Here is a 17909-nt window from a genome sequence, read left to right on the forward strand (position 1 = left end):
CCGGCTGACTGCTACGTCGGGAACTTTTAACGAGCGACTGCGTAACCCTCTTCCATGATTCGTAAGCTCTTCGCGTCCGTCATTGCGGCTGTATTGCTGTTTTCTCCCGCGTTTGGTCAAAAGCGGTTGGCTGTCGTAAATGTCACGGTAATCGACGGTACTGACCGGTTGCCGCGGGAGCACGCCACAGTCCTGGTGGAGGGACGAACGATCGTTTTCGTGTCCGGCAAAACCCGCACTCTTCCTAAGGGAACAACCGTCATCGATGGCACCGGGAAGTACCTGATACCGGGTTTATGGAATAACGATTTGCATGGGCCGACGTACGACACGGCCAAGCCGCTCCTTGCGGATCTCGTATCCCACGGGATCACAAGCGTACGAGACATGGGTGCTCCCCTGGCGGACATCGTACGGCTCCGCGATGCAACCTCCTCTGGAGCCTTGCTGGGGCCACGTTTGTTTCTTGCTGGACCACTGATGGAAGGGCCCGTTCCTATGCAGATGAGCCTCATCGTAGATCTCTTCAGTGTGGCGCAGGCGCAAGAAGAGGTGAAACAGCTCAAACAGCAAAACGTGGACTACGTAGAGGTGGACACCTCGTTATCGCCTGAACTTTATGCCGCGATAGCGGACGAGGCAAAGCGCCAGCACCTGCCCCTCGCCGGTCATATACCGGCAGAAGTTTCAGCGGATGACATCGTCGCAGCCGGGCAGGTCGATGTAGAGCATCTTGGTGGGCGATTTCTTAACGTACTCATCTCCTGCTCGAGCGAAGAACAGTACTTTCGTCAGGTGACTGCAAAGACTTACGCCGACCTTTTTGTGGCTCTTCGAGAGAAGCGCGCCGCCGTAGAGCCACAATTCAAGGCTGATTTCGACACGCGGCTCCTTGCAACCTTTGACGAGACGAAAGCGCAGCGGCTTTATGCGCTCTATGCCAAGAACGGCATAGCTCAGACGCCGACTCTTCATGTTCTTAAAACTCTCTGGGAGACCAATAAGGACGAAGACAAACTGAACGAGCAGGATTTGGAGCTCGGAAGGAAGGTCTTTCAGAAAGATCTTGCGGTTATTGGGGCGATGAAGCGAGCCGGGGTGCCGATTCTCGCCGGAACCGATGGGCCCTATGGCGGGGGCGGCGAGGCCTTGCACGATGAGCTGGAGCTGCTCGTCCAGGCGGGGCTCAGTCCGCTACAAGCCTTACAGGCGGCGTCTCGCGATGCTGCCGCGGCTTTGGGAGTATTGAAAGAGGTAGGTACGATTGAACCTGGTAAAGAGGCTGATTTCGTGATCCTGGACGCGGACCCCTTATCGGATATTGCCAATACACGGAAGATCGGCGCGGTTAGCCTGCATGGCCAATTTTTTAGCAGTGAACAGCTTGCTGCTATGAGAGCTCATTGAGGGCGGCTTTGCGAAGCCGAATGCCGAGCTAGTTTGGAAATGGGCAGGAGCGGTCGGGCTTTGCCCGATGCCCACCTTAGCGACGATAAAGCCGTCGCGAAGATGGGGCACCCGGATTGTCGCCACCGGTGCATTCGTGGCAACACAAATGCGGGGGTCCTTCGCCTACGGCTCAGGATGACGGCGAAAAACAAGCAACGGCGAGCATCCATCGGACACTGCACACTATCGGTGTCATCATAAAGACATGGCACTTCGCTCTGGATTCATCTCGATCGTCGGGCGCCCGAATGCGGGCAAATCGACACTGCTGAACGCGCTGCTCGGTCAGAAGCTCGCGATCGTCACCCATAAACCGCAGACCACACGCACGCGCATTCAGGGCGTGCTGGAGCTGCCGGTACGCAAGAAGACCAAGACCGACACCGGCCGTCCGGCCTCGCAGATCGTTCTGGTCGATACCCCCGGTGTTCACAAGCCCGAGACGCAGCTCGACAAGCGCATGATGCAGGAGGTACACGACGCCCTGGAGTCGCGCGATGTCGTGTGGTTCATCGTCGACGTGACACATCGTCTGCCCGAGCCCAAAAAGGCGCAGACTAGCGAAGAGTTTGCCGAGGCCCGTAAGGTGCGGACGCTCGGCCAGCATCGCCGTGCGATGTCCAAGGCGGAAGACGACTTTGCCTTGCAGCTGGTCAATAAGCTCGACTGCCCTGTGATCCTGGTTCTCAACAAGATAGACGCGCTGCCCAAGAGTGCCTTGCTGCCGCTGATTGCACACTGGACCTCGCTGCATACGTTCGCGGATGTGATTCCGATCTCGGCGAAGAAGAGTGAGGGGCTGGAGCTGCTGCTGGATAAGTCGGCGGCGCTTCTGCCGGAGGGCCAGCGTTACTTCCCGAAGTCTCAGCTCACCGACCAGCCCGAACGCTTTCTGGTGGCGGAGTTGATTCGCGAGAAGATTCTGCTGCTCACCGGAGAAGAGGTTCCGTATGCGGCGGCTGTGGTGATCGAGCGTTACGAGGAGCCGGCCTCGCTGAAGAAGACTAAAGACGGCAAGCTGCCGGTGACGAAGATCGCTGCAGCCATCTTCGTGGAGCGCAATGGCCAGAAGGCCATTATCATCGGCAATCAAGGATCGATGCTGAAGAAGATCGGCTCGACTGCTCGTAAAGAGATCGAAGCGCTGCTGGGGACGCGGGTTTTCCTGGAGTTGTTTGTGAAGGTGCAGGAGGAGTGGCGCGCCTCGCGCGGCTTCGTAGAAGACCTGGACTGGCGGCGGCAGTTGGAACAGATCGCCGAGTTGCAGCATCGTAATAACAAGCTGGCAGAGAGCCGCAACCGCGAGGTCGAGAGCGAAGACGAGTGAGGCTTTTTTTTCAGAGAGACGGCCATCCGGCCGCTGATTTGAAGGTGGGGCGGTTGCGCCTGGTCCCCATCACGCCGGCGATGCTCGCCGCGGAAGAGGCGCATGATCCGGAGTTTTGTGTCCTTGGGCGGCTGCTGGCCGCGCGTGTGACACAGGAGTGGCCGCCGGTGCATTGGGAGCCGCATGTCTTTCGGTTCATCCTGAGGCAGTTTGAAGAGCGGCCCGATACGGTGGGATGGCATCGCTATGTGCTGCTGTGCGATGCCCGTGGGAATGGCAAGACCTTGATCGGCTGCGTTGGCGGGTTTCCCAGGCCGGAGGGCGATGTGGAGATCGGCTATTCGACGCTGCCGGAGTTTCAGCGGCGCGGATATGCGACGGCATTCGCGAGCGCGCTGGTGACGTGGCTGCTGAAGCAGAAGGGCGTAGTTTCTGTGAACGCGCAGACGTATGCGAGGGTGCCGGAATCGGTCAAGGTGATGGAGCGCTGCGGGATGGTCTTTGCGGGTGCGGGGGATGAGCCGGAGACGGTGCGGTATCGGCGGTTGAGGTAGTGATTCAGCGCAATTTCACAATTAGTGTGATGTGGCTCTTTTCGATCCCACCTATACCGTGTCATCTCGACCGGAGGCGGCGTTTTTTGCCGCCGCAGTGGAGAGACCTGCAGGTTGCAGAGCGCGATGCAAATGTTTGTGGCGCGCTTCGCGTCAAGACCTGCAGGTTGCAGAGCGCGATGCAAATGTTTGTGGAGCGCTTTGCGTCAAGATCTGCAGTTTGTTTGTGTAAGCACTATCGTCAGCGCAGGCAAGCCTGCAGGTCTCTCCACTACGCATGACGATAAAACCATCATGCTTCGGTCGAGATGACAATTCTATGGTGGTTCATCTCTACCTCACATCAACAGCGACCGCTCTACCCGTCACATACGGCGGAGCTGTATGCGCTCGGAGTATGCGTCATACGCCGGACGAGGTCGATGGTGGCGTCCGGCCAGGCGGGGAAGCAAAACCTGAAGCCGTGCTTGAGAAGAACACCGGGAACGACGCGGCGGCTCTTGAGGATAAGCTCTGTCTCCGTGCCCATGGCAAAGGCGCCAATCTCAAGCATCCACTTGGCTGCGGGCAGACCGATGGAGTGCCCCCATGCGTGGCGCAGGGTGCGCATAAACTCGCGGTTCGGCATGGGTTCGGGTGCGGTCATGTTCACGACGCCATCGGTCTCCTCCGTGATCTCAGGATGTTCCAGCAGCAGGTCGGTGGCGCGGCAGTAATCGACATCGTGCATCCACGAGACAAACTGCTTGCCCGAACCTTGCGTGCCGCCGAGGCCCATTCGCGCGAGCTTGGAGAAGACGGAGAAGACCCCGCCGGGGTCGGGGCTCATCACCATCGAGGAGCGCAGTCGAATCTTGCGCGTGTGCGGCGTTGGAATGGCCGCAAAGGCTTGCTCCCACTGGTGCGCGACGTTGATGGAGAATGACCACGTCTCGGGCAGATTGGCGGGTTCATGGGTTCCACGCTCGCCGGGCAGGTCGCCAAGCTCGCCGGTGAACTCGTCCTGAGCATGGTCCGGGTCTCCGCCGGCGTTGCGGTAGTAGGTGCTGGTGCTGGCATTCATCCAGATGCGTGGTGGTGTGGGCGAGGCTGCGATGACCTCGCCGAGAAGCAGCGTGGGATTGGTGCGCGACTCGAAGATCTGCTTGCGGTTCTCTTCGTTGTAGCGGCAGTTTACGGAGCGCCCGGAGAGATGAATGACGGCATCGCTGCGGTCGATCTCCGCAGCCCACGGGCCGCGGGTGAGGCCGTCCCACTGGAGCGTTCGCCAGGGGCGAGACTCAAGGGTGCGCGAGAGGAGGGTGACTTCGTGGCCGGCTGCGTGCAAGTGGCGGGCGAGGATGGTCCCGACCTGTCCGGAGCCGCCGGGGATGAGGATGCGCATGGGTTATTCTCCCATCGAGATTCCGAGCGCTTTCATCTTACGATAAAGGTGCGAGCGTTCAAGTCCGAGCGATTCGGCGGCGCGGGTGACATTGCCGTGGGAGCGGTCGAGCTCTTTCAGGATGTAGTCGCGCTCGTAGGCCTCGCGAGCCTGCAGCAGCGTGGTGAACTCTTCGCGATTTCCATTGGCCGGCCGGCCATCCGTTCGCTGCACCAGCATGGGCAGGTGCTTGGCTTCGATGCGCTGGGCTTTGGGGTTGAGGATGAGCACACGCTCTATGACGTTGCGCAGCTCGCGCACGTTGCCGGGCCAGTGGTACTGCTTCAGTTGGGCGAGCGCCGCGTCGGAGATCTCGACGCGTGGGCGGCCATACTGCTGGCCGAACTCCAGCAGAAACTCGCGTGCCAGCAGGGAAATGTCTTCCTTGCGATCGCGCAGCGGTGGAACGTAGAACGGAATCACGTTGAGGCGGTAGAAGAGGTCTTCACGGAAGTTGCCGCGCGCGATCTCTTCTTCCAGGTCTTTATTGGTCGCGGCGATGACGCGCGCGTCGACGTGAACGGGAGTGGACGCGCCAACAGGGTAGAAACGTTGTTCATCCAACGCGCGCAGCACCTTGGCCTGGGTCTTCAGGCTCATGTCGCCCACCTCATCGAGGAAGAGCGTTCCGCCGTCCGCGCGCTCAAAGGTGCCGCGTTTCTCGTTGGGCTGGTTGGGGCCGCCGGGGCCTGCACCGTGGCGATAGCCGAAGAGCTCCGTCTCGATGAAGTCCTCGGGAATGGCTGCGCAGTTGAGCTCGACGAAGACCCGGTCATGGCGCAGGGATTCGGCGTGCATGGCGCGGGCGATGAGCTCTTTTCCGGTGCCCGACTCACCGAAGATGAGCACGCGGCCGTTGGTGGGAGCCATCAGTTTGATCTGCTGGCGCAGGGCCTTCAGCGGCACGGATTGCCCGGTGACTGCGCCTTTGACCGCAAGCTGCCGGGCGAACTCCTGATTGTCTTCGCGGAGCTGATGCGCCTTGATGGCGTTGCGCAGTACCAGCAGGGTGCGGTCGAGCGAGAGCGGCTTTTCGAGAAAGTCGTAGGCGCCGAGTTTGGTAGCGCGTACGGCCGCCTCGATGGTGCCGTGACCGGAGATCATGATGACCTCGGGGGCGTTGGCGCGCTGGTCGGAGCCGGACTCTCCGCGGATCTGGGCGAGCACGTCGAGGCCGTCACTATCGGGAAGCCAGATGTCGAGCAGCACGGCTTGATAGACAGCGTCCCGTACCAGTTCGAGCGCCTCTTTGGCGGTGCCTGCCGTCGTGATGACGTAGTCCTCCTCGCGGAGGATGGCTTCGAGTGAGTCGCGGATATCGGCTTCGTCGTCGACGATGAGGACGTGATTCAAACAGAGGCTCCTTCTGCGGAGATGGGTTCGATGGCTTCGGCGGAGTCATGATCGCGGAAGGTCGATGGCCGCAGTTCGATGATGAAGCGTGCACCCACCGGTGCGTTCTTCTCCGCACGAATCGTACCCTGATGTTCCTGTACGATCTTCGCGGCGATGGAGAGGCCGAGGCCGGTGCCACGCTGCTTGGTTGAGAAGTAGGGCAGGAAGAGACGCTCGCGCTGGTCGTCGGTGAGGCCTGGGCCGGTGTCTGCGATGACGAGCTCGACCATACCCGAATCGACGGTGCTGGAATCGAGCAGACGAGTCGAGATATGCAGCTCGCGCAGGAGGCTCTCCTGCATGGCCTCGGCGGCGTTGTCGATGAGGTTGGAGAGCGCCCGCTTGAGGGATTCGGGATCGGCCAGGACAAGCGGCAAGCGCGGCGAAAGGTTACGCGTCACGCGGATGTTTCCGAGGCGTCCGGCGAAGAGTGCGAGCGAGTTCTCGACGATGACGTTCAGGTCGGCGGGGTGAGGGCGGGAGCTGGGGAACTCGGCGAGGGCGGAGAACTGGTCGACCAGCGAGCGCATGGTCTCAACGGACGCCGTGATGACCTCAGAGGACCGTTGGATGATGGCGGGAGACCTGGACTCGATGCCGCGTTCGGTCAGCTCTGGAAGCAGACGCAGGATGTGGCGATGAATCAGCTCTGCGTTGAGCGAGATCGGCGTGAGTGGGTTCTTGATCTCATGCGCGACTCGCCGCGCGACCTCTTTCCAGGCACTTTGTTTCTGGGCGTGCAGGAGCTGCGTCACATCTTCGAGCACGAGTACGTAGCCAAGATGCTCGCGGTGCGCCGTGGACCGGCTTTCAAGAAGTGCGATCGTGGCCGAAAGATGGAGGATACGCGAGGCCGATGTCATCTGCAGCTCGGCGGAAGCCTCACCCATGCGATGCGCCCGGCGCAGCAGGCGGTCGAGCGAGTCCACGATTTCGGCAGGGAAGACCTGATCGAGAGCGGTACCGATGAAATGCTTCTGGCCGCCAGGATCGAGCATCTCTGAAAACGCGCGATTGGCCAGGACGATGTGGCGGTCTGCGGAGAGGGTTACGACGCCATTGGGGATGGTTTCGATGATGGTTTCGAGTTCGGTCCGGCGGGCCTGTAGCACGTCGTTCAGTTCGAAGAGTTGTGCTGTCGATTGTTCCGCGACCGACCGCGCCGATTCGAGGTCGGCGGCCATGGCGTTGAACTTGTCGACAAGTTCCCCCAGCTCTTCGGTAACCGATCGGCTCACGCGATGCGCGTAGTCTCCGGCGGCGATCGCCTCCATGGCATCTGCGAGCGACTCGACAGGCCTTGTGACCTGCTTGCTGAGGTGGAGCGCCAGCCAGCAGCAGGCGAACAGCGCCAGTCCTGTGGTGAGCAGCATCAGGCCCATGTAGAGATTGCGAATCTGTCTGCGTTCGCGGAAGAGAGTCCAGTAGTTGTTGGCGGCAGAGCGCAAACGCAAGGTGGTGGCCGTGATGTCTGTTGGAATCGGCAAGGCTACCAGGACGACTATTCCGTTTTTTAAGCCAGCCGTCGCAAGCGTGTAGTCGGTGCCGCCCACGCTGTAGATGGGGTCGTCGCTACGCTGTGCGGCGGCAAGGATCGCCCGCTCGTCGGATCCCGGGTTCGAAGACGTTTCTACTCCGGGCTTTTGGCTGGGACCTTCATCGGTGTCGGCTTCGCTGGGCGGCAACGATTTGAGTTCGATGTGACCCCTGCCGAGGTTGGGCACATGAAAGGAGGCGACTGGTTGTCCGTCGCGAAAGAGGATGGCAAAGCCATCCTGCAGCGTGAGCTCGTGGCTTTGCAGCACGCGATCGATGGTGGCGACGGAAGCCGGCGATAGCTTCTCCTCAGAGCCGGCCGGGGAGTCCGAAAGTGCCGTTGCGATCGAGTCGGCCTCAGAACGTGAGTTCAGGGCCGCATAGTGAAACATCTCGGTCGTCATGCGGTTGGCGTCGTCGCGCATCTCCGTAACGGGCTGTGAAAACCAGCTCACTACCGCACGGTTCATCAACAGATAGCTGAACGCATACATGAAGACCAGTGGAACCAGCGAAACCAGCACCGCTCCCCACAGCATGCGCGTGCGCAGACGGGTGCCGAGCACACGATTGCGCTGGTCGGCATAGAGCTTCAGCACATTGCGGACCAGGAGCACCAGTACGCCGACGAAGAGCAGAAAGGCGAGAATCGAAAGCGCAACGAAACCCAGTGTCTGAAGCGGGGTGACCGGATTCAGGTAAGAGTTGAGTTTGAAGGCGTTGAGGGCTGCCAGCGCGAGGAATAGAACCAACAGGCCGACGCCCAGCCCAATGATGAGCGCCCTGCGTCGGCCTGCTGTAGTTCCCATGCCAGAAAGTCTACTCGTTCTGCTACTTCGAGAGCAGCCCGGCTATTGAAGTGAACTCCCGGCCCTGGTTCTCGGCAACGGCCTTGTAGGTCAGGTGTCCCTCGTAGGTGTTGACGCCTTCCGCGATGCCAGCATCCTCGAGGATGGCCGCTTTTGCCCCCAGTTTTGCGAGTTTCATCACGTAGGGGAAGGTCGCGTTGGTGAGTGCGAGCGTGCTGGTATTGGGTACTGCCGCCGGCATGTTGGTCACGCAGTAGTGGACGACGCCGTCGACCTCATAGCTGGGGTCGGAGTGCGTGGTCGGCCGCGCGGTCTCGATGCAACCGCCCTGGTCGATGGCGACATCGACGATCACGGCGCCCTTTTTCATCCTGGAGACCATGGCCTTGGTGACGAGCTTGGGTGCAGCCGCGCCGGGGATCAGAACGCCACCGATGACGAGGTCGGCCTCACGGACCGCACGCTCGACGTTGTAGGCGTTCGAGGCCAGGGTGTAGAGGCGGCCGGAGAAGATGTCGTCGAGCTCGCGCAGACGGTTGAGGTTCAGGTCGACCAGCGTGACCTTCGCGCCCATACCCAGCGCGATCTTCGCGGCGTTGATGCCGACGATGCCTCCGCCGATGATGCAGACGTTGCCGGGAGGAACACCGGGAACGCCGCCCAGCAGAACACCGCGTCCGCCGTGCTCCTTTTCCAGGTAGGCAGCGCCCACCTGAACGGAGAGGCGGCCTGCGACCTCGGACATCGGCGTCAGCAGCGGGAGTGTGCCGGCGCGGTCGCGGACTGTCTCGTAGGCGATGCCCGTAACCTTCTTGGCGAGCAGGGTGTCGGTGAGCTCCTTGAGTGGCGCGAGGTGCAGGTAGGTGAAGAGCACGAGGCCTTCGCGGAAGTTGCTGTACTCCTTGGCGACTGGCTCCTTGACCTTGACGACCATGTCGGCATGGCCCCAGACGGCGGAGGCTTCGCCGACGATCTCTGCGCCGACGGCCTGGTATTCGTCGTCGGGGAAGGAGGAGAGCTGCCCGGCGTTGTGCTCTACGAGTACTTTGTGGCCTGCGTCGACGAGGGCTCGTACGCCTGCGGGGGTGATGCCTACGCGGCTCTCGTGGTCTTTTACTTCCTTGGGAACTCCGATAATCATGGGGAACGTACCTTTCGCCTTCATCGTACCTGAACGTTGCGCAGGAAATCTGACCACGGCGGCCTCAGAACTGGAAGTAGATGAATGGGCGATATCCGAGCGGAAGCATCGAGACCGCGAAAGCCTATAATCCGCCGTAGATCAAGGTAAATTGGATCAGCGTTACTTTTTGGGCACGAGCGGTGCCTGTTGCAGGCACAGGCCCGATGGCCAGGCATCTATAATCGCTTTAAGTACATCACTTTCGAGATTGTGTTCCTACCCTTCATGTCCTCAAAGAATTTTCAGTCGCGTACTTCGCGCGTAAGCAATATGCGCTCCATCTTCTCGCTCTTTTCCAGCGATCTGGCGATCGATCTTGGGACTGCGAACACGCTCGTCTTCGCGCACGGTAAGGGCATCATCGTGAACGAGCCTTCTATTATCGCCGTCAATCGAGTGACGGGCGAAGTGGAAGCCGTGGGCAAGGAAGCCAAAGAGATGCTTGGGCGTACGCCCGGCAACATCATCGCGATCAAGCCGATGAAGGATGGCGTCATTGCCGACTTCAAGCAGACCGAGAAGATGTTGAACTACTTTATCCAGAAGGCGCATAACCGCAAGATGATGGTGCATCCACGCATCGTCATCGGCGTGCCGAGCGAGATCACACAGGTGGAGAAGCGCGCGGTTATGGACTCCGCCTATCGCGCTAAGGCCAGCGAAGTGCATCTCGTGGAGCAGGCGATGGTGGCCGCTATTGGCGCGGGTCTGCCCATCACTGAACCCGGCGGCAATATGGTTGTCGATATCGGCGGCGGGACAACGGACATTGCTGTGATCTCGCTGGCGGGCATCGTCTACTCGCGCTCGGTGCGTATGGCCGGCAATCAGATGGATGAGGCTGTAGCCACCTATCTGAAGCGGAAGTACAACCTGCTGGTGGGTGAGCGCACGGCGGAGCAGATCAAGATCGAACTCGGCTCGGCGTTCCCGCTGGACAAGCCGCTGACGATGGAGATCAAGGGCCGCAACCTGATTGAAGGTGTGCCGAAGACCATCACCATTGAGGATTCGGAGATTCGTGAGGCGCTCGGCGAGTGCATTGCGACGATCATGAATGCGATCCGCGTAGCGCTCGAGCGGACACCGCCCGAGTTGTCGGCGGACATCTCCGACCGGGGTATTGTGCTGACCGGCGGTGGCGCGTTGATCAAGAATCTGGATCGCCGCATCCGCGAGGAAACGGGCTTGCCGGTTTCGATTGCAGACGATCCGTTGGCCAGCGTCGTGCTCGGTACGGGCAAGATGCTTTCGGACTTCAAGCTGCTGCGGAAGATCTCGATCGACTAACGATCAGAGATCAGAAAACAGAGATCAGAAAACAGCTCGGTGCTCACCGTCGACGCGCACTTTTTGCACGCCTAAGGTGGGCATCGCGCGTTAACGAGACCGTTCCCGCCCGTGTGTGCTTTGACGTATGCTGTTTGTCCAGTTATTCCACCAGGTAACTGGAAAGATTGGGCTGGAAGCGGGAGAGAATCATGAAGCATGCCAAGGGAACGTTTGAGGTGAAGATCGCTCCTGCCGAGACGTCGGCTATCGGAAAAGAGGCCGGAATGGGGCGGATGACGATCGACAAGGTGTTTGCAGGGGAGCTGGAAGGAACCAGCAAGGGCGAGATGCTGACCGGGATGACGGAGAGTACGGGAGCGATGGCTTACGTCGCCATCGAACGCGTCACAGGTAAGCTCGATGGCCACGCCGGGAGCTTTATCTTGATGCACAACGCCACGATGAACAAGAATGACCCCAAATCGAGCCGTCTGCAGGTCGTTGTGGTTCCAGGGTCGGGGACGGATGGTCTCGGCGGGTTGACCGGGACGCTGACGATCCTTATCGACGGTACTGGTAAGCACTCCTACGACTTTGAGTATGAGTTGCCGTAGGTGTGAAGCTGTATGCGTCTGTGGTTGGCGGGTGCAGCGCAATGAACTCCCACAGAACTGTCATCTCGACCGAAGGCGGCGCTTTTTGCCGCCGTAGCGGAGAGACCTGCAGGTTGCAGAGCGCGATGCAAATGTTTGTGGCGCGCTTTGCGTCAAGACCTGTAGGTTGTTTGCATCGGCACGATCGCCTGTGCGGGCAACCTGCAGGTCTCTCCACGGAGCATGACGATAAAACCATCATGCTCCGGTCGAGATGACAGTCCTGAGGGAATTCATCCTGTTTCCTGATCTCTGTTCTCTCTTCTCTGTTTCCTGCTACCGCCCCATCCATCCGCCATCGACCGTAAGCACCGTGCCCGTAACGTAATCGCTTGCGGCTGAGGAGAGAAAGAGCGCCGCTCCTGCGAGATCCTGGGGCTTGCCCCAGCGGGCTGCGGGGATGCGTTCGAGGATCTGGCGATTGCGTGTCTCGTCGGCTTGCAGGGCCTCGGTATTGGTGGTGGAGAAGTAGCCGGGAGCGATGGCGTTGACCTGGATTCCCTTGGGAGCCCACTCATTCGCGAGCGCCTTGGTGAGTTGGGCCACGCCGCCCTTGGAAGCGGCATAGGCGGGCACGCGGATGCCTCCTTGGAAGCTGAGCAGGGAGGCGATATTCACGATCTTTCCGGCGGCGCTGCGCGAGATGATATCGCGGCCAATGAACTGCGAGAGCTGGAAGACGCTGGTGAGGTTCACTTGCAGCACCTGCTGCCAATCTTCGAGTAGCGTGTCCTCGGCTGCGTTGCGGTGAATCGTGCCCGCATTGTTGATGAGGATGTCGACGCGCCCGAAGCGCTCCTTTACTGCCCCGAAGAGAGTTTCCGCTCCAGTGGTCGAAGAGAGATCGGCCTGGAAGGCCTCGGCCTTCGCGCCAATGGTGGTGGCAGTCTCTGTAGCGGGGCGGCGGTTGCCATGGACGGCGACTTCGGCGCCGGCCTGCGCGAGTGCCGTAGCGATGGCCGCGCCAAGGCCGCTAGCGGCCCCGGTGACGAGCGCGACTTTGCCGTCGAGGCGGAAGAGATCGAGGATTGTCGGAGCGGGGGCGGAGGTAGACATGATGAAGAAACTCTACGCGGAGTGATGCGCTAAGAGCAAAGTCCGGACGCAAAACCAGAGCCGAGGTTTTTTGTAACCCCGAAAAAATATTAATTTGTGCAGTCATCCGGTTGTATAAAGCTGACGACTCTATGCACACTTGCGTATGCTGTTGAGCGGGGTGGATGAAATCAGTTCACCGGAGGATATGAGATGAGGGATCTATTGGGTGTGTTTGGACGGCCCGTGCGAGGTCTGACAACGATGGCACTGGCCTGTGGCGCAGTGGTGGGGTCGGCAGTTGCGGTAAGCGCGCAGAATGCGCCGGCGGCAGCGCCGCCGGTGATTCAGACACAGCCCGAGGTCCTGAACTTCGAGGCGCTGGCCCAGCAGGGCAAAGAGTTGCTGGAGAAGGCGAAGGCTGGCAGTGGAAGCGCCGGCATTACGCTGGCGGAGTACAACGGCCATCACACGATGCTGACGGCCCGGGTAAAGAGCGGCGGCGCCGAGCAGCACACTCATTTCGCAGATTTCCTGATTGTGGTGGACGGTGAGGGAACGGAGCTGACCGGTGGTACGATCGTTGATCGCAAGGACGGTCCGAACGGCGAAATCCATGGCACGAAGCTGGAAGGTGCGACTGCACATGTGCTGCACAAGGGCGATGTGATCCACATCCCGGCAGGCACACCGCATCAGTCGATTGAAGCGCCGGGGCAGAGCATCACGATCTACGTGATCAAGGTGCAGGAGTCGCCTGTTGACGGGACCGCGAAGTAGTTGCATGCGATGAACGGCATGGGCACGTTATTCTTGAGCCAACGATAAAGGGAGATTCACCATGAAGTTGTTGCAGATGGCCGATCCGGTTCGCTACAGCCGTATGACGACGCCGGAGTTGCGCGAGACGTTTCTGCTCGAAGGCCTGTTTCGCCCCGGCGCGCTGGATCTCGCGTATGTCGATCTCGATCGCACAGTGATCGGCTCGGCTGTACCGACGGCTGCTCCACTGTCTCTGGAGACGCAGCCGGAGTTGCGCGCGGAGTTCTTCTGCGAGCGTCGCGAACTTGGCGTGCTCAACGTCGGTGGCGCGGGTTCGGTGACGGTCGATGGCACGGTCTTTGAACTGGCCAAGCTGGATTGCCTCTACGTTGGGCGTGGAAGCAAGGCCATCAGCTTTACTAGTGAGGATGCGGCGAACCCCGCAGCGTTCTATCTGTTGAGCTATCCAGCCCACGCGGAGTTCCCCACGAAGATGGTGTGCTTCAAGGATCTTGAAGGGCTTAAGCTCGGCTCGGTAGAGACCTGCAACAAGCGCACGATCTATAAGGCGATCTACAGAGAGGGCATTCGCAGCTGCCAGCTTGTCATGGGCTTTACGCTGCTCGAAGAAGGCTCGAACTGGAACACCATGCCGCCGCACACGCATATGCGCCGCAGCGAGGTCTACATGTACTTCGATGTCGACCCGGCGCACCGCGTGCTGCACCTGATGGGGCCGCCGCAGGAGACGCGGCACCTCTTTATCGGCGATCGCGAGGTTGCGGTCTCACCGGGCTGGAGTGTCCACGCGGGTGTTGGCACCAGGAGCTATGGTTTCTGCTGGGGCATGGGCGGCGAGAATCAGGCGTACGACGATATGGACGGCGTCGCCATTACGGAGTTGAAGTGAGCGAGTTAGGTGGCGAGTTCGGGAACGCCGCGCATGGCGGCCTGGTCATGCGCGATCCTGTGCTGTGCGAGTGGGATCTCGTCTCGCTCGGTGAGGTGATGCTGCGCTTCGATCCCGGCGAAGGCCGCATCGTCGGCTCGCGCAGCTTTCGCGTGTGGGAGGGCGGCGGCGAGTACAACGTCGTGCGTGGTCTGCGCCGGTGCTTCGGTCTACGCACCGCCATTGTCACGGCGCTCGTGGACAATCCCGTTGGCCGGCTCGTCGAAGATCTGATGTTGCAGGGCGGAGTCGATCTGTCGCATGTATTGTGGCGGGACTTCGATGGCATTGGGCGCGAAGCTCGTAACGGAGTCTATTTTCTGGAACGCGGCTTCGGCGTACGCGGCGGCTTCGGCATGATGGATCGCGGCAACACGGCAATCTCGCAGGTAAAGCCCGGTGATGTGGACTGGGACGAGATCTTTCAGGATGAAGGCGCACAGTGGTTCCATACCGGCGGCGTGATGGCGGCGCTGAGCGAGGACTCCACCGAGGTGGTGCGCGAGGCCATGACCGCGGCCAAGCGCCATGGAACCATCGTGAGCTTCGATTGCAACTACCGGCCTTCGCTATGGAAGTCGCGTGGCGGCCGGCAGGGTTCTATCGATGTCAACCGCTCGCTGATGCCGCTGGTCGATGTTCTGTTTGGCCACGAGGGCGATATAGCAGCAACGCTTGGCGAGGCCTCGCAGGGCCCGGTATGGCACACGCTGGAGAGCTTCCACGCCATGGCGGGGCGCGTGAACACTGAGTTCGAAAATCTCAAAGTCATCGCCAGCACGGTGCGGCGTCCGCTTACGGCGAACCGTAATGGCTGGAGTGCCTTTGGCTATGCCGAGGGGGAAGCCTATGAGGGGCTGCGCTTTGACGATCTCGAGATTCTCGACCGCGTGGGCGGTGGCGATTCGTTTGCGTCGGGGCTGATCTATGGTCTGCTTCAAGGCAAGGGAATACGCTGGGCCCTGGACTGTGGCGTAGCGCATGGCGCGCTCGCGATGTCTACGGCGGGTGATTCGTCGATGGCGACGTTGCATGAAGTGGAGCGGTTGATGACGGGTGGTTCGGCCGGGACGGTACGATAGATCAATAGTTTATTGAGTGGGAACGAGACGAAAGACATGGCATTGACCAAAACTGAAGTGTTGCAGCAGTTGCGCAAGATCGGGCTGGTGCCCGTATTGCGTGCGGAGAGCGAAGAGCAGGGACTGGCGCTGGCGGAAGCTATCGCGGCCGGTGGCGTGACGGTGCTCGAAGTCACGATGACCGTACCCGGTGCCGTGCGGTTGATGGCGCGGCTCACCAAGGAGCGTCCTGATCTCCTCATCGGCGCGGGCACGGTGCTGGACCCCGAGACCGCGCGCATCTGCATGCTCGAAGGCGCACAGTTTGTGGTGAGCCCCTCGTTGAATGTGAAGACCGTGGAGATCTGCCAGCGCTATTCGATCGCTGTACTGCCCGGCGCGCTCACGCCGACCGAGGTTGTCACGGCCTGGCAGTGTGGCGCGGACGTCATCAAGGTCTTCCCAGCCAATGCGTTGGGGGGAGCGAAGTATCTGAAGAGCCTGAAGGCTCCGCTGCCGCAGATTGAGTTGATTCCGACAGGCGGCGTTTCACTGGCGACGGCGCATGAGTTTCTTGAAGCCGGCGCGTTTGCCCTGGGTGTTGGCGCGGACCTCGTAGATACGAAGGCTATTGCCGCTGGACAGCATGAGAAGATCACCGAAAACGCGCGGAAGTATCTCGAGATTGTGAAGCACTTTCATCAGCACGCGCATTAGAGAAGGCCATCCTTCCACTGCGGAATGCTGCAAAAGCCTTGACGCAACGGGCGCGACGGTTCGCAAAGGAACGCGACGGCATTTGTGTTTGGGAAGATGCTTGCTCTACGCACTACAACCGTTGCGTATCGTTGCGAACCGCCGCGCCCGTTGCGTCAAATGCTTTTGCAACGCATAGCACTAGTAGCGTGGAACGGTAGGGTCGATGGAGCGCGACCAGGCGTCGATGCCGCCAGCGACCGACTGCGCCTGATCGAAGCCCTGCTGGCGAAGCCACGCGGCCACCGAGAGGGAGCGCGCCCCGTGATGGCAGAGAACGAGGATGTGCTGTTCTTCGTCGAGCTCCTGGTGCGCGCGGCTAGGGATCTCTCCCATCGGCATCAGTTTGCTGCTTTGAATATTGGCAGTGTCGAACTCCCACTGTTCGCGTACGTCGAGGAGAAGGGGCGGATTGGCCGAGGATAGCTGCTGTTTGAGCTGCTCGACTGTGATTTCAAGGTCCATAGGGTAAGGATACAGTTCACTGTTGTCGTTGTTTGTTTTTCGCCGTCATCCTTGAGAGAGCGCATCGAACGAAGGACCCCGCATTCTGTCGCGGTGACACAAAATGCGGGGGTCCTTCAGCTCCGCTTCAGGATGACGACGAAAAATAAATACCAGGAAAACTACGCGTTGACTCCATGGCACTTCTTGTACTTCTTGCCTGAACCGCAGAAGCACTCGTCGTTACGGCCGATCTTCTCGCCACTGCGCCGCGGAGCCGAGCCATTGACTGTCGAGCCACCAGCGCTGCGAGCAGCGTTGAGGTCGCTTTGCTTCTTGCGCTCGAACTCGCGCTCCAGTGCATCGATCGTGGTCGATGGAGGACGTGTCGGAACGGATGGAGGTGGTGTCTGCGGCGCGCCGAGCGGCAAGGCTTGCTGGCCTTGCGCAGGCGGCAGTCCGATCTCGTCTGAGAGGTTGCGCTGTTGAGGCGGCGGCGCGGGCTGTCCTGCCTGCAAGGCGGCCAGTTGCTCTGCCGTCTCGATAGGCGTTCCGTCCGGAGCGAGAATCTGCATGCGGAAGAGATGGCGCGCGGTGTCTTCCTGGAAGCGCAGCATCATCGTCTCGAACATCTCGAAGGACTCCTTCTTGTAGGCCACCAGAGGATCCTGCTGCGCGTAGCCGCGCATGCCGATGCCTTCTTTGAGGTGGTCCATGTTGAGGAGATGCTCTTTCCAGAGGCCATCGAGGACGGAGAGCATGACGATGCGCTCGTGGTAGCGCATGTTGGGCTCGCCGAGGATCTTCTCCTTCACGTCATAGCGCCCGCGCAGCTTGTCGAAGATGGTGTCGCCAAGCTCATGGCGCGAGAGCTCTGTGGGATCGATCTCGCCCTCGAACTTTGCGCCGAAGACGTCGTAGACCTGTGCGAAGATCTGCTCGGTGTTCCACTGGTCCGGATGCGTCTTTTCAGGCGCGAACTCTTCGAGGATGCCGGAGAGGATGGTCGCGACGTAGTCGTCGGTGATGAGCTGCTTCTGCTCGACGCCTTCCATGAGCTGGTGGCGCAGGCCGTAGACGGCCTCACGCTGCTTGTTCATGACGTCGTCGTACTCGAGCACGTGTTTGCGCGACTCGAAGTTCTGCGACTCAACGGCCTTCTGTGCGGCTTCGATGCGGCGCGAGATCATGCGGCTCTCAATGGGCACGCCCTCTTCCATGCCGAGTGACTGCAACAGGGTAGAAACCCACTCGCGCGCGAAGATGCGCATAAGATCGTCTTCGAGGGAGAGGAAGAAGCG

The 17909-nt window shown here is 60.4% G+C and carries 16 protein-coding genes; 9 read left to right on the plus strand and 7 right to left on the minus strand.

Annotation, left to right across the window (positions count from 1 at the left end):
• Positions 1-54 precede the first annotated feature (54 nt).
• From GSQ91_RS21835 to GSQ91_RS21845, 3 genes are all read left to right on the plus strand, one after another.
• Entirely contained in the window at positions 55-1407 is a 1353-nt protein-coding gene (locus GSQ91_RS21835) for an amidohydrolase family protein (protein WP_158823893.1), read from the plus strand.
• Between the two features lie 247 nt (positions 1408-1654).
• Positions 1655-2776, plus strand: coding sequence for a GTPase Era (gene era, locus GSQ91_RS21840; protein ID WP_158823894.1), 1122 nt, complete (start codon positions 1655-1657; stop codon positions 2774-2776).
• On the plus strand, positions 2773-3330 hold the full coding sequence (locus GSQ91_RS21845) for a GNAT family N-acetyltransferase (RefSeq protein ID WP_216845365.1): 558 nt from the start codon (positions 2773-2775) through the stop codon (positions 3328-3330). Before era ends, GSQ91_RS21845 begins: the two co-directional genes overlap by 4 nt.
• A 358-nt stretch (positions 3331-3688) precedes the next feature.
• Here the strand turns inward: GSQ91_RS21845 and GSQ91_RS21850 are convergent, their stop codons facing one another.
• Genes GSQ91_RS21850 through ald form a run of 4 tightly spaced genes read right to left on the minus strand, consistent with a single transcriptional unit; the run spans position 3689 to position 9634 of the window.
• On the minus strand, positions 3689-4714 hold the full coding sequence (locus tag GSQ91_RS21850) for an epimerase (RefSeq protein WP_158823895.1): 1026 nt from the start codon (positions 4712-4714) through the stop codon (positions 3689-3691).
• A 3-nt stretch (positions 4715-4717) separates the two neighbouring features.
• Positions 4718-6106, minus strand: a complete 1389-nt coding sequence (locus GSQ91_RS21855) for a sigma-54 dependent transcriptional regulator (protein ID WP_158823896.1) — start codon at positions 6104-6106, stop codon at positions 4718-4720.
• Complete coding sequence (locus GSQ91_RS21860) at positions 6103-8493, minus strand: PAS domain-containing sensor histidine kinase (RefSeq protein WP_158823897.1); 2391 nt, start codon at positions 8491-8493, stop codon at positions 6103-6105. Before GSQ91_RS21860 ends, GSQ91_RS21855 begins: the two co-directional genes overlap by 4 nt.
• 22 nt (positions 8494-8515) lie before the next feature.
• Positions 8516-9634, minus strand: coding sequence for an alanine dehydrogenase (gene ald / locus GSQ91_RS21865; protein ID WP_158823898.1), 1119 nt, complete (start codon positions 9632-9634; stop codon positions 8516-8518).
• Between the two features lie 267 nt (positions 9635-9901).
• Here ald and GSQ91_RS21870 point away from each other — a divergent pair, with 267 nt between their 5' ends.
• Positions 9902-10966, plus strand: coding sequence for a rod shape-determining protein (locus GSQ91_RS21870; protein WP_158823899.1), 1065 nt, complete (start codon positions 9902-9904; stop codon positions 10964-10966).
• Between the two features lie 191 nt (positions 10967-11157).
• Complete coding sequence (locus GSQ91_RS21875) at positions 11158-11562, plus strand: DUF3224 domain-containing protein (RefSeq protein WP_158823900.1); 405 nt, start codon at positions 11158-11160, stop codon at positions 11560-11562.
• 315 nt (positions 11563-11877) lie between these two features.
• On the opposite strand, the gene GSQ91_RS21880 is transcribed toward GSQ91_RS21875, so the two are convergent.
• Positions 11878-12657 (minus strand): glucose 1-dehydrogenase, encoded by a 780-nt coding sequence (locus GSQ91_RS21880; protein ID WP_158823901.1) that lies wholly within the window; start codon positions 12655-12657, stop codon positions 11878-11880.
• Positions 12658-12849: 192 nt separating this feature from the next.
• Here GSQ91_RS21880 and GSQ91_RS21885 point away from each other — a divergent pair, with 192 nt between their 5' ends.
• The 4 genes from GSQ91_RS21885 (at position 12850) to GSQ91_RS21900 (ending at position 16125) form a co-directional block, all read left to right on the plus strand.
• A complete protein-coding gene (locus GSQ91_RS21885) occupies positions 12850-13416 on the plus strand; it encodes a hypothetical protein (protein WP_158823902.1) in 567 nt (188 codons plus the stop codon).
• Between the two features lie 61 nt (positions 13417-13477).
• Positions 13478-14308: a 5-dehydro-4-deoxy-D-glucuronate isomerase gene (kduI, locus tag GSQ91_RS21890; RefSeq protein WP_158823903.1), complete on the plus strand. Its 831-nt coding sequence runs from the start codon at positions 13478-13480 to the stop codon at positions 14306-14308.
• A gap of 47 nt (positions 14309-14355) precedes the next feature.
• Positions 14356-15429, plus strand: a complete 1074-nt coding sequence (locus GSQ91_RS21895; protein ID WP_158824545.1) for a sugar kinase — start codon at positions 14356-14358, stop codon at positions 15427-15429.
• A gap of 36 nt (positions 15430-15465) precedes the next feature.
• Entirely contained in the window at positions 15466-16125 is a 660-nt protein-coding gene (locus GSQ91_RS21900; protein ID WP_158823904.1) for a bifunctional 4-hydroxy-2-oxoglutarate aldolase/2-dehydro-3-deoxy-phosphogluconate aldolase, read from the plus strand.
• A gap of 180 nt (positions 16126-16305) precedes the next feature.
• Here the strand turns inward: GSQ91_RS21900 and GSQ91_RS21905 are convergent, their stop codons facing one another.
• Entirely contained in the window at positions 16306-16629 is a 324-nt protein-coding gene (locus GSQ91_RS21905) for a rhodanese-like domain-containing protein (RefSeq protein WP_158823905.1), read from the minus strand.
• A 161-nt stretch (positions 16630-16790) separates the two neighbouring features.
• A partial coding sequence (locus tag GSQ91_RS21910; RefSeq protein ID WP_174240717.1) for an SEC-C metal-binding domain-containing protein occupies positions 16791-17909 on the minus strand: 1119 nt, incomplete at its 5' end.

Origin of the sequence: Granulicella sp. S156 (assembly GCF_009766105.1) — a bacterium.
GTDB lineage: Bacteria > Acidobacteriota > Terriglobia > Terriglobales > Acidobacteriaceae > Granulicella.

Bases quoted from the DNA above. Each gene is read 5' to 3' on its own strand.
- GSQ91_RS21870 (WP_158823899.1), top strand. From the start codon at position 9,902: ATGTCCTCAAAGAATTTTCAGTCGCGTACTTCGCGCGTAAGCAATATG.
- GSQ91_RS21850 (WP_158823895.1), bottom strand. From the start codon at position 4,714: ATGCGCATCCTCATCCCCGGCGGCTCCGGACAGGTCGGGACCATCCTC.
- kduI (WP_158823903.1), top strand. From the start codon at position 13,478: ATGAAGTTGTTGCAGATGGCCGATCCGGTTCGCTACAGCCGTATGACG.
- GSQ91_RS21860 (WP_158823897.1), bottom strand. From the start codon at position 8,493: ATGGGAACTACAGCAGGCCGACGCAGGGCGCTCATCATTGGGCTGGGC.
- GSQ91_RS21875 (WP_158823900.1), top strand. From the start codon at position 11,158: ATGAAGCATGCCAAGGGAACGTTTGAGGTGAAGATCGCTCCTGCCGAG.
- era (WP_158823894.1), top strand. From the start codon at position 1,655: ATGGCACTTCGCTCTGGATTCATCTCGATCGTCGGGCGCCCGAATGCG.
- GSQ91_RS21880 (WP_158823901.1), bottom strand. From the start codon at position 12,657: ATGTCTACCTCCGCCCCCGCTCCGACAATCCTCGATCTCTTCCGCCTC.
- GSQ91_RS21885 (WP_158823902.1), top strand. From the start codon at position 12,850: ATGAGGGATCTATTGGGTGTGTTTGGACGGCCCGTGCGAGGTCTGACA.
- GSQ91_RS21895 (WP_158824545.1), top strand. From the start codon at position 14,356: ATGCGCGATCCTGTGCTGTGCGAGTGGGATCTCGTCTCGCTCGGTGAG.
- GSQ91_RS21900 (WP_158823904.1), top strand. From the start codon at position 15,466: ATGGCATTGACCAAAACTGAAGTGTTGCAGCAGTTGCGCAAGATCGGG.
- GSQ91_RS21905 (WP_158823905.1), bottom strand. From the start codon at position 16,629: ATGGACCTTGAAATCACAGTCGAGCAGCTCAAACAGCAGCTATCCTCG.
- GSQ91_RS21835 (WP_158823893.1), top strand. From the start codon at position 55: ATGATTCGTAAGCTCTTCGCGTCCGTCATTGCGGCTGTATTGCTGTTT.
- ald (WP_158823898.1), bottom strand. From the start codon at position 9,634: ATGATTATCGGAGTTCCCAAGGAAGTAAAAGACCACGAGAGCCGCGTA.